The 15,782-nt window shown below is 31.5% G+C and carries 12 protein-coding genes; 4 read left to right on the forward strand and 8 right to left on the reverse strand.

Annotated elements, in window-relative coordinates:
* Position 1: 1 nt before the first annotated feature.
* The 3 genes from ITB9_RS07315 to ITB9_RS07325 all read left to right on the forward strand — a co-directional run bounded on the left by ITB9_RS07315 (position 2) and on the right by ITB9_RS07325 (position 4,153).
* Positions 2-2,506, forward strand: a complete 2,505-nt coding sequence (locus tag ITB9_RS07315; RefSeq protein WP_261975581.1) for a TonB-dependent receptor — start codon at positions 2-4, stop codon at positions 2,504-2,506.
* A gap of 166 nt (positions 2,507-2,672) precedes the next feature.
* Positions 2,673-3,743 (forward strand): hypothetical protein, encoded by a 1,071-nt coding sequence (locus tag ITB9_RS07320; RefSeq protein WP_054851718.1) that lies wholly within the window; start codon positions 2,673-2,675, stop codon positions 3,741-3,743.
* Between the two features lie 71 nt (positions 3,744-3,814).
* On the forward strand, positions 3,815-4,153 hold the full coding sequence (locus tag ITB9_RS07325) for a hypothetical protein (RefSeq protein ID WP_054851719.1): 339 nt from the start codon (positions 3,815-3,817) through the stop codon (positions 4,151-4,153).
* A gap of 84 nt (positions 4,154-4,237) precedes the next feature.
* Here the strand turns inward: ITB9_RS07325 and argS are convergent, their stop codons facing one another.
* Complete coding sequence (gene argS, locus ITB9_RS07330; protein ID WP_054851720.1) at positions 4,238-6,022, reverse strand: arginine--tRNA ligase; 1,785 nt, start codon at positions 6,020-6,022, stop codon at positions 4,238-4,240.
* Positions 6,023-6,366: 344 nt separating this feature from the next.
* Between argS and ITB9_RS07335 the strand changes: the two genes are divergently transcribed.
* The gene (locus tag ITB9_RS07335) at positions 6,367-8,499 is read left to right on the forward strand and encodes a tetratricopeptide repeat-containing sensor histidine kinase (protein ID WP_082396107.1); all 2,133 of its coding nucleotides are present in this window, start codon (positions 6,367-6,369) and stop codon (positions 8,497-8,499) included.
* Here ITB9_RS07335 and ctlX read toward each other — a convergent pair.
* The 7 genes from ctlX to porV all read right to left on the reverse strand — a co-directional run bounded on the left by ctlX (position 8,432) and on the right by porV (position 15,752).
* Entirely contained in the window at positions 8,432-9,364 is a 933-nt protein-coding gene (gene ctlX, locus ITB9_RS07340) for a citrulline utilization hydrolase CtlX (protein WP_054851721.1), read from the reverse strand. The genes ITB9_RS07335 and ctlX overlap by 68 nt on opposite strands.
* 132 nt (positions 9,365-9,496) lie before the next feature.
* Entirely contained in the window at positions 9,497-10,183 is a 687-nt protein-coding gene (locus tag ITB9_RS07345) for an SDR family oxidoreductase (protein ID WP_054851722.1), read from the reverse strand.
* Complete coding sequence (locus ITB9_RS07350) at positions 10,173-11,132, reverse strand: M28 family peptidase (protein WP_054851723.1); 960 nt, start codon at positions 11,130-11,132, stop codon at positions 10,173-10,175. Before ITB9_RS07350 ends, ITB9_RS07345 begins: the two co-directional genes overlap by 11 nt.
* 93 nt (positions 11,133-11,225) lie before the next feature.
* Complete coding sequence (locus ITB9_RS07355) at positions 11,226-12,848, reverse strand: pyruvate dehydrogenase complex dihydrolipoamide acetyltransferase (RefSeq protein WP_054851724.1); 1,623 nt, start codon at positions 12,846-12,848, stop codon at positions 11,226-11,228.
* Between the two features lie 3 nt (positions 12,849-12,851).
* Positions 12,852-13,853, reverse strand: coding sequence for a pyruvate dehydrogenase (acetyl-transferring) E1 component subunit alpha (gene pdhA, locus ITB9_RS07360; protein WP_028289183.1), 1,002 nt, complete (start codon positions 13,851-13,853; stop codon positions 12,852-12,854).
* A gap of 98 nt (positions 13,854-13,951) precedes the next feature.
* Positions 13,952-14,434, reverse strand: a complete 483-nt coding sequence (gene cdd / locus ITB9_RS07365) for a cytidine deaminase (RefSeq protein WP_028289182.1) — start codon at positions 14,432-14,434, stop codon at positions 13,952-13,954.
* 79 nt (positions 14,435-14,513) lie between these two features.
* Positions 14,514-15,752, reverse strand: a complete 1,239-nt coding sequence (porV, locus tag ITB9_RS07370) for a type IX secretion system outer membrane channel protein PorV (RefSeq protein WP_028606910.1) — start codon at positions 15,750-15,752, stop codon at positions 14,514-14,516.
* Positions 15,753-15,782: the final 30 nt, after the last annotated feature.

Consider the following 15,782-nt stretch of genomic DNA (forward strand, 5'->3'; position numbering starts at 1 on the left):
AATGTTTTGGATTGTTATTAGTTTTGGTCAAAGTAAAAGCTTGCCTTTAGCTGATTACTTAATAAGTATTCAAGAGCAATTTGATGTAAAATTTAGTTATGCTGTAGACGATGTTGCAAACATCAACATACCTCAACCGGAAAGGGAATTAAATTTAGAACAAACGTTACAACACTTAAACGCTAATACCTTACTAAATTTTAAAACAATAGATAGTCGGTATATTACCGTTTCTGTGTTAGAAAAAACAATTTCTATTTGTGGTACTTTAGTTTCGGAAGAAACCAATGAAGCGCTGATTGGCGCTTCAGTTATTATTGATAATACGTATCAAGGTACAAGCACGAATTATAATGGTGAATTTAACTTGACCGAAATTCCGCTTAAAGCGACACTTTCTATTTCTTATTTAGGTTATCAAACGTTAAAAATTTCTGCTAAAACATTATTTAACAATCAACAATCTTGTCCAACAATTACACTTACAGAGGACAACCAAATGTTAACCGAAGTTTTAATTACTAAATACTTAACTACAGGTTTACAAAAATTTATAGATGGTAGTATTGTGTTAAACACAGAAGAATTCGGGAATTTACCAGGTTTAATCGAACCTGATATTTTACAGTCCATACAAGCTTTACCAGGCGTTGAAAGTGTTAACGAAAGTATTGCCAACATTAATGTAAGAGGAGGAACAAATGACCAAAATTTAATCCTTTGGGATGGTATAAAAATGTATCATTCTGGTCACTTTTTTGGGTTAATATCTGCTTATAACCCAAACTTAACTAACAAAGTTATTGTGACTAAAAACGGAACCAGCAGTCAATACAGTGACGGTGTTTCAAGTACCATTAGCATGTATACTAAAGATAAAATTGAAGATACTTTTTCTGGAGGAGCTGGTGTAAATTTAATTAGTGCAGATGCCTTTTTAGAAATTCCTGTTAGTAAAAAACTAGCATTGCATGTTTCAGGAAGACGTTCTATCACTGATGTGATTAGCACACCTACTTATGATAATTATTTTGAAAGAAGTTTTCAGGATAGTGATATAAATATCAATTCTAATATTGAAAACAGCACAACTTCTTCTGATTTTGTCTTTTATGATTTTACTGCAAAACTACTTTTTGACTTAAACAAAAAACATCGTTTTAGAGCTAATATTATTGGTATTAATAACAATTTAGATTATGCCGAAACTATTACTGATAGCGATAATACAACCACGTCAAAAACCAGTAATTTAGCTCAAGACAATTTAGGCTATGGTGGACATTGGAAAGCACAATGGACAAAAAACTTTAGCACAGACGTATCTAGTAACTACTCTAGATATACAGTAGATGCTTCAGATTTAAGAGTCCAAACAGAGCAACGTTTAACACAAGCTAATGAAGTATTAGAAACCAGTATACAGGTTAAAACCAACTATAGTTTTACTCCGTTTTTAAATTTTTTAAATGGTTATCAGTTTAACGAGATTGGTATATTAAATGAAACTACTGTAACTGCCCCTTCTTATTCACGTACAAAAAAAGATGTTCTGTTAAACCATGCATTGTTTACACAAATAGAATACCATAAAGACAATACCTTTTTAAGGATTGGACTACGCGGAAATTATTTTCAGAAATTTGATAAGTTATTAATAGAACCTCGTATTACTGCAAGACAAAAACTATCTAATCAATGGGCTTTAAAATTAGAAGGAGAATTTAAAAATCAGTCTGCAACACAAATTGTAGATTTTCAGGATGATTTTTTAGGCGTTGAAAATAGACGCTGGATATTAGCAGACAATAATACCATACCAATATCTACTAGTAAACAAGCATCATTTGGTGTTGATTATAGTAAACATAATTTAAATATTGATATTAATGGATTTTACAAAACGGTTGATGGGATTACAGCTAGCAATCAAGGTTTTTATAATAATTTTCAATATCTGAGTGCCACAGGAAGTTACACTGCAAAAGGCATAGAGTTTTTAGCAAATAAAACTACTGATAAATTTAGCACATGGTTAAGTTACACTTATAGTATTAACAATTATACTTTTGAAAGCTTTACACCTAGTGTTTTTCCTAATAATGTAGACATTAGACACTCTATCTCTTTGGCTATAAATTATTCTATAATAAAAAACTTAGAATTATCATTAGGTGGTATTTGGCATTCTGGACAACCATACACAAAACCTCTTGAAGCTAACCCAACAATTGAAATTAACAACAATTATTATGTCAATTATGACCAACCCAATATCCAAAATGTAGACGATTTTTTACGTTTAGATGCCTCTTTAGGTTATACCTATGATTTTAACAACACAACTAATATTAGTCTAAAAGCAGGTGTACGTAACTTAAGTAATGAAGACAATGTAATTAATAGATATTATCAAGTAGATCCTGAGAATAGCAACAATACTATTGAGGTTAACAACCTGTCTTTAGGCCTAACGCCAAACGTAAGTCTACGCGTTAATTTTTAATACTATTTACACAATATCTTTATTTAATAAAAGAAACAAACCAACAACTGTATTTCAATAAGTTACAACAAACAAACCAAAAAACACCTATAGCATTTAAAAATAAATAATGTTATGTTTGTATACCGAATGATTTAAATTGTTTTACTAAATAACTTATTATACAATGTTAAATGAAAAATTAAAAGCATTACAAATAGTACTACAGCAAGAAGTAGACTTTGCTTGGCAATGTAAAATGGGAACATCTGTATACAATCAAAACAACCGCAGTTTTGGTAGTTATCTAGAGTCGTCTTTAAACGCACATAACAAAGAAATTTCTCAAATTTTAGACGATATTGCTCGAGAACAAACTCAAAACCAAGAGCCTCCTAATTTTAATAATTATATTAGGTATTCTACTAGCTCAATGACACACAAAGAAGTCTTTGTTGGTGACAAGTGGATATTGGTACCAAATACGGCATGTGTAGATTTTAGAACAACCACTTTAGGTGGTAGTAGAGCTTTTACTGTAACTGTAAGTAATGGTAGCGATTATGCTACGTTTACCTCAACCGAAAGTTTACAATCTTACCAACAAAACCAACAACTTTTAGAAGCTGATCCAATACATTTAGAACTACAAAATGATTATGTGTCTAAAGAAGAATATGATTGGATGTTATTAGCTTCTCAAGTTTACGGAACAACTAAAAAAAACATTAGTGGTTTAGGTGATCTTGCAGAATTGTACAGCAGAACACCAAAAGAATTTAAAAGACATTATGCTTACAAGATTTCAAAAGTTGCAAAAAGCGTAGGCAAACCAGCAAAAGCAGGTAAAATATTTCATGGAGCTGAAAAGGTTATGAAAAAAGCAGGAAAAGTAGCAAAAGTTGGACCTTATCTATCTGCAGGTACAATTATATATGAAGTTGGTGATGCCTATATTAATGATACAGAAATTAAACCACACACTTACGTTGACGGAACCCTTTTAGTGGTAGGTATAGCTGCAACAGCAGTTGGTGCTCCTGCAGTAGTTGTTGGTTTAGCTATATATGGTATTTTAGATTATGCTTTTAATATTAGCGAAGGAATTGATAATACTTTTGGAAGTGATTCTGACCTTTGGAACAACAAACCTATAAAGCATTTTCCTAAAAAAACAACTCCAATATTTAATGACGTAAAAATTGACAACACCTATGTTGCTCCTAACATAAAACTACCTCCAAATTTTAAAAATTAATGTTCAAACAAATATTTCAAAAATTATTATTAGCATTTTATTGTACTTCAAAATGGCTCGTAAATAAAAAAATGCCAGAAAAAATTATTCCATCCACTATATTATTTTTTTCATTTCCTTTTACATTTATAGCTACTGGTTTATATCTAATACTAGCTTTATCTTTAATATTAAGTAACTCTAAAAACTTAGCAGTTTTAGTTATTGGTGGATTTATATTTATTACACCAGTATATTATTTAGCCTCAAAAATGGCTAAAAAAGGCATTGTTAAATGGGACATTAGCAAACACTACAAAACTTTAACAAAAAATGATAGAGCTAATAAAATAACGCTTGCTTTTATTGTTTTTTGGGGAAGCTTTATTATTCAGTTTTGGCTTGCCAATATGGCTTTGAGCTCAAAATAGAGAAGCAATTAGTAGATCTATTAATAAATAAACGCTTTCAATTTCTTGAAAGCGTTTTTAATATCATATTCTAAATAAGAGTAACTACATACGCTCTGGCACGTCAATTCCTAATAGGTTAAAAGCATTTTTAATAGTATTAGCTACAGCTTGAGATAACTGTACTCTAAATACAATTTCATTTTGTGTTTCTGCACCTAATATTGATACGTTTTGGTAAAAACTATTGAAAGCTTTTACTAAATCATAAGTATAATTAGCTATTAAAGCAGGACTGTGGTTATTAGCTGCAAGTTGTATTACTTCTGGAAACAACTGTAATTGTTTAATTAAGTCTCGTTCTTTATCTTCTAAAGCAACATCACTAGACTTAAGTGTTACACTAGTATCTTCATTAGCTTTGCGTAAAATAGATTGTATTCTAGCATAAGTATATTGTATAAAAGGACCTGTATTACCTTGAAAGTCTATAGACTCTTTTGGGTCAAACAAAATACGTTTTTTAGGATCTACTTTTAGTATATAATATTTTAAAGCGCCTAAACCTATTGTTTTATATAGTTCTGCTTTTTCCTGATCTGTATAACCATCTAATTTGCCTAAATCTTCAGATATGGTTTGAGCTGTATCAGCCATTTCAACAATTAAATCATCTGCATCAACAACAGTACCTTCTCTACTCTTCATTTTACCTGAAGGTAAATCTACCATTCCGTAGCTTAAATGAAATAAGTTTTTAGCCCAATCAAATCCAAGTTTTTTAATAATTAAAAACAATACTTGAAAATGGTATTCTTGCTCATTACCAACAGTATAAACCATACCTCCAACATCAGGATAATCTTTTACACGTTGTATAGCTGTACCAATATCTTGAGTCATATAAACTGCTGTCCCATCAGAACGAAGCACTATTTTCTCGTCAAGACCATCATCTGTCAAATCACACCAAACAGATCCATCTTCTTTTTTAAAGAATACACCAGATTTTAAACCTTCTGCAATAAACTCTTTACCTAAAAGATACGTTTGACTTTCATAGTATAAGTTATCAAAATCAACACCAAGGTTTTTGTAAGTCGTATTGAAACCATCATAAACCCAACCATTCATTGTTTCCCAAAGGGCAACTACTTCTTTATCTCCTGCTTCCCATTTTTGAAGCATTTGCTGAGCTTCAGTTAAAATAGGTGCTTCCTTTTTAGCATCCTCTTCTGTTTTTCCTTTGGCTACTAAAGCTGCTATTTCTTTTTTATATTCTTGATCAAATTTGACATAGTAATTACCTACTAATTTATCTCCTTTTAATCCTGTAGACTCTGGTGTTTCATTGTTTCCAAAACGCTTCCAAGCCAACATACTTTTACAAATATGTATACCTCTATCATTAATAATTTGCGTTTTGTAAACTTTTTTACCTGAAGCTTTCAAAATTTCAGAAACACTATAACCCAATAAGTTATTTCTAATATGTCCTAAGTGTAAGGGTTTGTTTGTATTAGGTGAAGAGTATTCAACCATAACAGCTTTATTTTCCGCGGAAGCGTCAACAAAACCATAATTTACATTTTGTTTTATAGTATTGAAAAAATCCACAAAATAGGAAGCTGAGATTTCAAGATTTAAAAAGCCTTTTACGACATTAAAAGCCTCAACTTGCTCTACATTTTGGACTAAATACTCACCAATAGCTTGACCAATTTGGACTGGATTACCTTTTACAACACGTAACATAGGAAACACGACTACTGTAATATCTCCAGCAAATTCTTTTCTAGTTGCTTGAAACTCGACCGTTTCTAAATTAGCATTATAAATGGTATTAACCGCTTGTTTAATGTGTTGCTCTAATGTGTTTTGAAGACTCATGAATTGTACTTTTTTGAAAAGGCAAATATAGTATTTCTTGCAAGAAATTGTTATTTTTTGATAGGCTTTATATTAGATTAACTAACCGTTATATGACCTGTATTTAAAACACTTTAAAACAGTTACATTACATGAAGAAAACAAATCTTACCGTTAGTCTAATTTTTTGGTATTACCTCTTAAAAATTATGTTTTAAACTTATTAATATTGACTTTTATGCTTTGAAGGAAAATCCCTCTATTTTCTTCTTTTAATTTAATTAACTTAGAAAGTACATAAAATTTTAAAGTTTATTTTGAGACATTCGCAATTTGTCACGTTTTATGTACAGTTAAATTTTTAAATGAAGAGACTACTTGTCCTATTTTTATTATGTAATTTAACCTTTGGTTTTTCTCAAGATGAAGAGCTAGAGCGCTTAACTATACAGTTAGCTTATCAAAATCCAGATTCGATTAAAGTTAACACTTCTCTGAATATTATAAAACACTTATTTGAAGACAAACAATATAGCAAAGCATTGAAATTTGTTAACGAAAGTGAAAAGCTTGCAAAAGATATTGACTACAAAAAAGGACTTGCAAATATCATTTTATACAAAGCTAAAATCCATACCCAAGAAGGAAACATACATAAAGCAATAGATTATTTTAAAACCGCTAAAGTACTTTTCTCTAATATTGAAGACTCAATATCTGTTGCACAAATAGATAGTAATCTTGGAATAATTGAGATTAAAAATGGAAATTACAAAGACGGATTAGCTCATGCATTAGCTGCTATTAGCGAGTTAGAAAAACGTGAACTATATGATGATTTGTCAAAAAATTATCAAAGTCTTGCCAAAGCTTACGATACTGCTGGAAACACAGAAAAGGCAATTGCTTTCAATATTAAAAAACTAAATGTAGATAAAAAATCAAACAGCATCGCTGGCTTAATTGAAACTAATAAAGAATTAGGCTACTTATATCTAAAAAAAGAAAAATATAATCTAGCCATTAACTATTTTGAGAGTGCTTTAGGTTATGCTAGCTCTAAAGACCACAATTTGCGCGCACTAATATTACCTCATCTTGGTAACGCATATCTGAAAAATAACGATTACCGTACTGCAACCAGATATCTAGCTGAATCAATAAACATTAATAGACGTTTAGATAATAAAAACGAAATTTTAATTGCCTTAAATAGTCTTGGAGAATTAAACTTAAAACAAAACCGTTTAAGGACTGCTGAAGCACAATTACTTGAAGCTTCTAATTTAAGTCGAGTTACACATAACGACCAAGAACTTTTGCGTAATTACCAGCTAATGAAAACATTAGATTCTACTAACGGTAAGTTTGATAATGCCTTTGTTTGGCAAGGTGAATACTATAGACTTAAAGAAAAAATAGACTCTAAAAAAATTGATAAAGATCCTATAAAAGAAGTTGACACTATTGAAGAAGCTATGATAGAAGTCAATGCTTTATCGCAACCTTCTGAATTAAGTAATAATTCTATTAGCAGAAAGAAATTTGACAAGTTTAAACTTATCTTTTATGCACTTCTAGCTGCATTTGCTGTAGTACTAACCTTTTTTGTATTGCTATTTGTAAAGCGAAAAAATCGCTTAAAATATACGAAACAACTTGAGGCACAAAACAAGAAAATAGAATTACAAAATGAGGCTATTTTAGAACAAAGTAAACATCTAGAAAACATTAATAAAGTAAAGGATAAACTATTTTCAATTGTATCTCATGATTTAAAAGATACTTTAACTTCTACAAAGGGGTTTATTGATTTATTAAAAGAAGGACAATTATCTCAAGACGAATTTCAAACCTTGCTTCCTGAATTAAGCGAAAACGCCAACAACGCCTCATTACTTTTATTTAATTTATTAAATTGGTCTAAGTCTCAAATGCAATCTTTAGAGCCAGAACCGTCTTTATTTGACATTAAAGAAGTATTCCTTGAAAAAGTAAAACTAATGGATCAAAAACTTGAATCTAAAGGCATCACATTATTAGATAATACTTTATGTGATTTTGTTTTTGCAGACAGAAGTATGGTAGAAATTGTTATACAAAACCTTTTAGCCAATGCAGTTAAATTTTGTAATCATGGCGACAGTATATCTATTTCAAATCAAATTAATAGCGATAAATCTATTTTAAGTATATCTGATACAGGTGTTGGTATTAGCAAAGAAAATCAAGAGAAACTATTTGGAAATAATACGTTTTCTACTAGAGGAACTAATAAAGAAAAAGGTACTGGTTTAGGTTTAACTATTTGTAGAGAGTTAGTAGAATTAAACCAAGGTAGAATATGGGTAGAAAGTACTTTAAATTTAGGGAGTACTTTTTATATAGAACTCCCTAAGAATAAAACTAATAATCTAGTTAATAATTTAACTAAGCCTTTGGAAGAAACACCTCAGCCATCATACAGCGAGCACTTCCACCTCCACAAGTCTCAATAGTCGTTAGTGCACTAGATAATATTGGGCAATGTGCCTCAATCAAGTCTTTTTGTGATTTAGATAGGCTATCATGAGCAGCTTGACTCATAACCAAATACAAAGCATCATCTTGACCTCTTACTTGTAACATATTGCCAGCAAATTGATGCATTTGTTTTTCAGTAATGGTTATCACTTTTTTTCCTGTTTTTTCTAAATTAGAAACAACTTGCTTACGTTCCTTTTTATTATCAATTGTTTCTAAACATATCACAGCAAAAGTTTCTGCTAAACACATCATAACATTAGTATGATAAATAGGCAAACGTTTACCATCTACCGTTTGATTTGCTGTAAAAACGACAGGTGTGTATTCAAAATCTTCACAAAACTCAATAAACAATTCCTCATCAGCACGAGGTGATAAAGCGCAATAAGCAATACTATTAACACGATCTAATAAAATACTTCCTGTACCTTCAAGAAAATAACCTTCTTCTTCAGCTGAAGTATAATCTATAATATCTTTAATTTTAAAACCTTCTTTTTCTAATCTTAAAAAAATAGCTTCGCGTCTTTCACGTCTTCTGTTTTCTGCAAACATTGGATACATTGCTACATCTCCATTTTCATGAAAACTCACCCAATTATTAGGAAAAACTGAGTCTGGAGTATTCAATGCTTTATCATCATTTTCAACAATAACATTAACTCCTACAGCTTTAAGCTTTTCTACAAAAGCATCAAATTCTAAAGTAGCCTTTTCGTTTATTTCTGCATTTTTTAAATCAATTTCTTCTTGAAAATAATTATTTACAGCAGTTTCTTCATTCATTCTGAAATTAACAGGACGAATCATTAATATGGTATTTGTTGTTTGTTTCATGGTTAAATATTTCGGCAAAAATAATTCAATTAAATATTAAATTCATTTAAAAAAAGTGAATTAATTACGCGTAGTAATATGCCTTTAAACTTTATGGATTAATTTAAATTAATAAATCAACCATTTTAAAGTTTATGGTGTGGAGTTAGACACTTGCAATAATTTACCATTATAAAACTGATGACCTGTTAAAGCAAAATTTGCTATATAATTTGCCATTTGCTCTGGAGTATTAGGAGCTTGGTAACCAGGAAAAGCCTCTTCTAACATTTCGGTTTGAACAGCTCCTAAGGCTAAAACATTAAACGAAGGTCCATGTTCTTTATACTCTTCGGCAAGCAACTCGGTTAAAGTTATTACCGCTCCTTTACTAGAACTGTATGCAGATAAGCCTGCAAATTTCATACTACCTTGTACGCCTCCCATTGAGCTAATGGTTAAGACATGACTATCTTTATTCATAAAAGGTAATACTATTTTGGTCATTTGAGCAACACCAAAAACGTTAGTTTTGTAAACATTTTCAAAATCCTTCATACTGGTTTCAGCAAAAGGCTTATTAACTATTGCTCCTGCATTATTTATTAAAACATCAACATGTTTCCAATTGTTTTGGATAAACGCTTCTACCTTAGAATAGTCGTCTTTTATAGACAAATCAAAAGGTAAGGCTGTCGTATTTTTTAATTTTAAAGCTTCAATAGGTTCAGCATTTCTAGATAATGCTAATACATTGTGTCCTTGACCAATTAATAGTTTGACTAATTCAAAACCAATACCTCTACTGGTTCCTGTGATTATTATATTTTTAGTTTTCATTTAAAATAATTTCTTTTTCAGATGCATTAACAACTTTTTCTAAAACAGGTCCAAGATTATTTATTAGACTAGTCATAAAAGTATAATCTAATTTATCTACCTCATCATCAACGTGGTGATAATAATCAAAATTAGTTAAATCGCAAGATGAAATTGTATGTGATGGCACATTAAACTCTGTAAAAAATGCATAATTATCAGATCGTTTAAACAAACCATATTTTTTAGCAACATCTGAAGCACCAATTAATTTACTTCCAGCATGTTTATTGATAACCTCAGCTAAATTAGACTTTTCGAAACCTGTAATAAAGGCTTGATAATCTCTGTCTTTAAAAGGCACACCAATCATTTCTAAATTAATCATTGTATATAAATCAATATCAGCTTCTTTTAAGCGTTTAGCGATATGCTTAGAACCAAGTAAACCTTTTTCTTCAGCAGAAAATGTTACAAACAACACACTACGCTTATTTGCTTTTTTAGCTCCAAAGTATTTGGCTAATGCAATCACACCAGCTGTTCCTGCTGCATTATCATTAGCTCCATTTGCAATACTATCGTTTGCAACAGTTTTACTTTGTCCAATATGGTCATAATGAGCACCAATAACTACAAATTCGTTTTTTAACTTTTCATCTTGACCTTCTAAAAAACCAACTACATTAAAAGCCTCTAAATCGCCTACTTGAAATACATCTCTAAAACTATTAAAATAAGGTTTTAATCCTGCAGATTTAAAATTAGTCTCAACATAATTAGCTGCTTCTGCAATACCTGCTGTACCTACATCACGACCTTGTAAATCATCTGATGCCAAAATACTAACCATATTGGTTACTTCTTGAGTCGTTAAAGTGTAATCTTTTTGAGTTTCTGGATTGCTTACTTTTGTTTTACAAGCGCTAACAACTAGCAAAACAGCACTTAATAGTATGATTTTTTTCATGTGAATTTATTTATGTTTAAAGATAAAAAAATCCCAAATCAATTATATTGAAATGGGATTTTATATGTTTTTATTTCCGCTATAGCGAAAATATTATACTAGCATCGTCACTGGGTTTTCAATAAAACCTTTTAATGTTTGTAAAAATTGTGCTCCTGTAGCTCCATCCACTGTTCTGTGATCACAAGCTAAGGTTAACTTCATAGTATTACCTGGTACAACTTGACCATTTTTTACTACAGGTTTTTGAACAATTGCTCCAACCGAAAGTATCGCAGAGTTAGGTTGATTTATTATAGAAGTAAAACTTTCTATACCAAACATACCTAAGTTAGAGATAGTAAATGTACTACCTTCCATCTCATCTAAAGATAATTTCTTTTTTCTAGCACGACCAGCAAAATCTCTTACAGCTGCACCAATTTGAGGTAAAGACTGCTCATTAGCAAACTTAACAACTGGGACTAATAAACCGTCTTCTACAGCTACTGCTACACCAATATGTACGTGATTGTTTAATTTCATTTTATCATCAAACCACTGAGAGTTAACTTGAGGATGTTGACGTAATGCTAAAGCACAAGCTTTAACAATCATATCGTTAAATGAAATTTTAGTATCTGGAATAGAGTTATATTGCGCTCTAAATGCCATAGCGTTATCCATATCAAACTCCACATTTAAATAATAATGAGGTGCTGTAAATTTAGATTTAGCTAAGTTTTTAGCAATTGCTTTACGCATTTGCGAGTTTGGTTTTTCGTCAAAATCTTCTTGACCTGTAGCAACAAATTTAGCTACTGGAGCAGAGGATTGTGTAGATCCAACTGGAGAGAAGTTTTCTATATCACGTTTAACAATACGTCCATTTTCTCCAGAACCATTAACTTGAGATAAATTAATCCCTTTTTCTTCCGCCATTTTTTTAGCTAATGGAGAAGCAAAAATACGTCCTGTTGTATTTGTAGTAGTCTCTGCTTTAGGAGCAGATTCTGTTATAGTGTCTTGTTTAGAAGCTTCTACTTTAGCGTCTTGTTTTGGAGCCTCTTCCTTTTTAGGTGCTTCACCACCAACAGTAAAGTTTTTAGCTATGTCAGCAACATCAGTACCTTCTGGTCCAATAATTGCTAATAATGAATCTACTTTGGCAGAATCACCTTCGTTTAAACCTACGTATAATAAAGTACCTGATTGAAAAGATTCAAACTCCATGGTTGCTTTATCTGTTTCAATCTCTGCAAGGATGTCACCTTCTTCAACTACATCTCCAACATTTTTTAACCATAAGGCAACTGTACCTTCTTCCATAGTATCACTTAACCTTGGCATAGTAACAACAGTTACTCCTTCAGGAATCTCTTGAGAAGTTGAAGCTTCTGAAGTATCATCATTAGATGCAGATTCATCACTTGATGTTTCAGTTGCATCTGCAGAAGCTTCTTTAGTACTTCCGTCTAATAAACCAGAAATATCTTCACCTTCTTCACCAATAATAGCTAAAAGTTTATCTACCTCAGTAGTTTCTCCTTCTTGTACACCAATATGAAGTAAAGTCCCTTCATGAAAAGACTCAAATTCCATGGTTGCTTTATCAGTTTCAATTTCAGCTAAGATATCACCTTCTTCAATTTTATCTCCAACTTTTTTTAACCAAGCAGCAACAGTCCCTTCTTCCATGGTGTCACTAAGACGTGGCATATTTATAATTTCAGCCATATTTTATTTGATTTTATGGTCTATAAATGGATAATCTTCTTGCTCGTATACTGCATCGTACATCACATTCTTTTCAGGATATGGAGACTCTTCAGCAAATTTCTCACATTCAGCTACATTAGCTTTGACACGTTTATCAATAACTTTGATTTCGTCTTCTGTAAGATATTCTTTTTCTAGAATTACATTTTTAACTTGTGTAATTGGATCTAGTTTTTTGTATTCTTCTACTTCGTCTTTAGTTCTGTAGTGTTGCGCATCAGACATAGAGTGTCCTCTGTAACGGTAGGTTTTTACTTCCAAGAATGTTGGACCATCACCACGACGTGCACGTTGTATAGCTTCGTCAAAAGCTTCAGCTACTTTAATAGGATTCATTCCATCAACTGGTCCACAAGGCATCTCGTAACCTAAACCTAACTTCCAAATATCTGTATGGTTTGCAGTACGCTCAACTGAAGTACCCATTGCGTATCCGTTGTTTTCACAAACAAAAACTACTGGCAACTTCCAAAGCATTGCTAAGTTAAAAGACTCATGTAATGACCCTTGACGTGCTGCACCATCACCAAAACAACAGATAGTTACACCATCTACATTGTGGTATTTATCACCAAAAGCGATACCTGCACCTAAAGGAATTTGACCTCCTACAATACCATGTCCTCCATAAAAACGGTGTTCTTTAGAGAAGATATGCATTGAACCACCTAGTCCTTTTGAGGTACCTGTAGCTTTACCATATAATTCTGCCATGACACGTTTAGGATCAACACCCATACCTATTGGCTGTACGTGATTACGGTAAGCTGTAATCATTTTATCCTTGGTTAAATCCATTGCATGTAAAGCGCCTGCTAAAACAGCTTCTTGCCCATTATACAAGTGAAGGAAACCTCTAACCTTTTGTTGAATGTAGACTGCTGCAAGCTTGTCTTCAAACTTTCTCCAAAACAGCATGTCTTCATACCATTTTATATACGTTTCTTTTGTTACTTTTTGCATTGGTGACGTTTGTATTATTTTTTTCGTATAACAAAAGTAACACATTAGTTAGTAATGAAAAAACTGAAAATAGTTATTTTGTTACGAAATCGATTTAGTTATAATGCTGATTTATCAAAAACAAGAGGTAAAATATTTGCTAACGAATTTGATCGCACCACTTTACCTGTTTCTCCCATAAAATACAACTCTATTGGTTGCTCTTGTTTTACTTCGTACTCTGCAATAGCTTGTCTGCATGCTCCACAAGGAGGAATAGGTTCTGTTGTAGGATTGATCTGAGAACCAGCAATGATTGCCATTTTCAAAAATTTTGCTTCAGGAAATTGTGCTCCTGCATAATATATTGCTGTACGTTCTGCACATAATCCTGATGGGTAAGACGCATTTTCTTGATTGCTACCTGTAACAACTTCGTTATTATCTAACAATAAGGCAGCTCCAACATTAAATTTAGAGTATGGTGCATAAGCTTTATTACGTGCTTCGGAAGCTTTGTCCATTAAAGTTTGTATATCCTGAGGTAACTCGGTAATACTATCAAAAACTTGTAATGTGGTTTCTATTTTTACTTCATTCATAATTTAAATATACGCAACTATTTTAGACAAAAAAACTATTGCTTTCACAATAGTTTTTTGATCTTTATTATAATTTGTTTTAATATTCTGTATAAGTTCCTGCTCCTAAGTTAAACGTTAAAGAAAAACGCAGAGTACTCTCCAAAGGACTTTGCACTTGAGAGGCTGAGAATAAATAAGATAAGTCTACATTAATAACATTATACTTAAAACCTGCACCTAAAGCAAAAAACTTACGAGCTCCTTTAGTTTCATGCTCATTAAAATATCCTGCTCTGAAAGCAAAAGAATCTTGGTAAGTATACTCAGCACCTAAAGCATAAGTAAACTCTTGTAACTCTTCTTTAAAACCTCCTGGCGCATCTCCAAAAGACTGAAATACACCAGATAAAAATGGTACATCAGGATCTTGTCCTGAGATAATCACATTTGAAGCAACTGTATCTCCTAAATCATCAACATCTTCATCATAAACACCATTACCATTATTGTCTGTGTAATTATATTCTGTTCCTAATTCTGGTGGAGTTGGTACTAATAATTTAGAAAACTCAGCTGTAACTGCTACTGTATTATATTGGTCTAATATAAAATCAAATCCTCCTCCTAATCTTAAGTTAGTTGGCTGGAAGTTTTCTTGACCTTCTTCATCATACTTAAACTTTGGACCTAAATTCTGAATTGCAAATCCACCTCTCCAACGACCATTAAAATCACTGTAAGCTTCCTCTTCACTTTGGTAATAACCAGTAATATCTGCTCCAAAACTACTAGCTGCAGTTGCATCAACATTATCTGTTTGCAATTTTAAATCTGATCTTAAATATCTTAAGCCTATAGCCATTCCAAATTGATCACTTAATCTTAAGGAATAAGATACATCTATTGTAAATTCATTTGGCTTTTGAATTAAAGGTGTAGAAAATTCGTCTTGAACAAATTCAATTTCACCTAATGAAAAGTATCTAAACCCTACACCAAAAGCACTATTTTCATCGATACGATTAAAGTAAGATACTGAAGCTAATCCTATATCATTAACTAATTTACTTAAGTATGGAGTATAACTTAATGTTACTGCAGATTTATTAGTATTAAACGCATTTTTAGAAGCATTCCAAAATTGAGAATATCCATCTGGAGAAGTTGCAACACCCATATCACCTAAACCAGCAGCTCTAGCATCTGGAGCTATAAGTGCAAAAGGAATACCTGTAGTTATAACTCTAGAGTCTGGACTATTTGGAATCACAGTTGTTTGAGCCATACTTTTCAAAGATAAAAGTAAGACTGTAGCTATTAATATTTTATTTTTCATGTATCAATTTTAGTTAACAAATATAATTTA

The sequence above is a fragment of the Olleya sp. ITB9 genome (genome assembly GCF_001315805.1).
Classification (GTDB): Bacteria; Bacteroidota; Bacteroidia; order Flavobacteriales; family Flavobacteriaceae; genus Olleya; species Olleya sediminilitoris.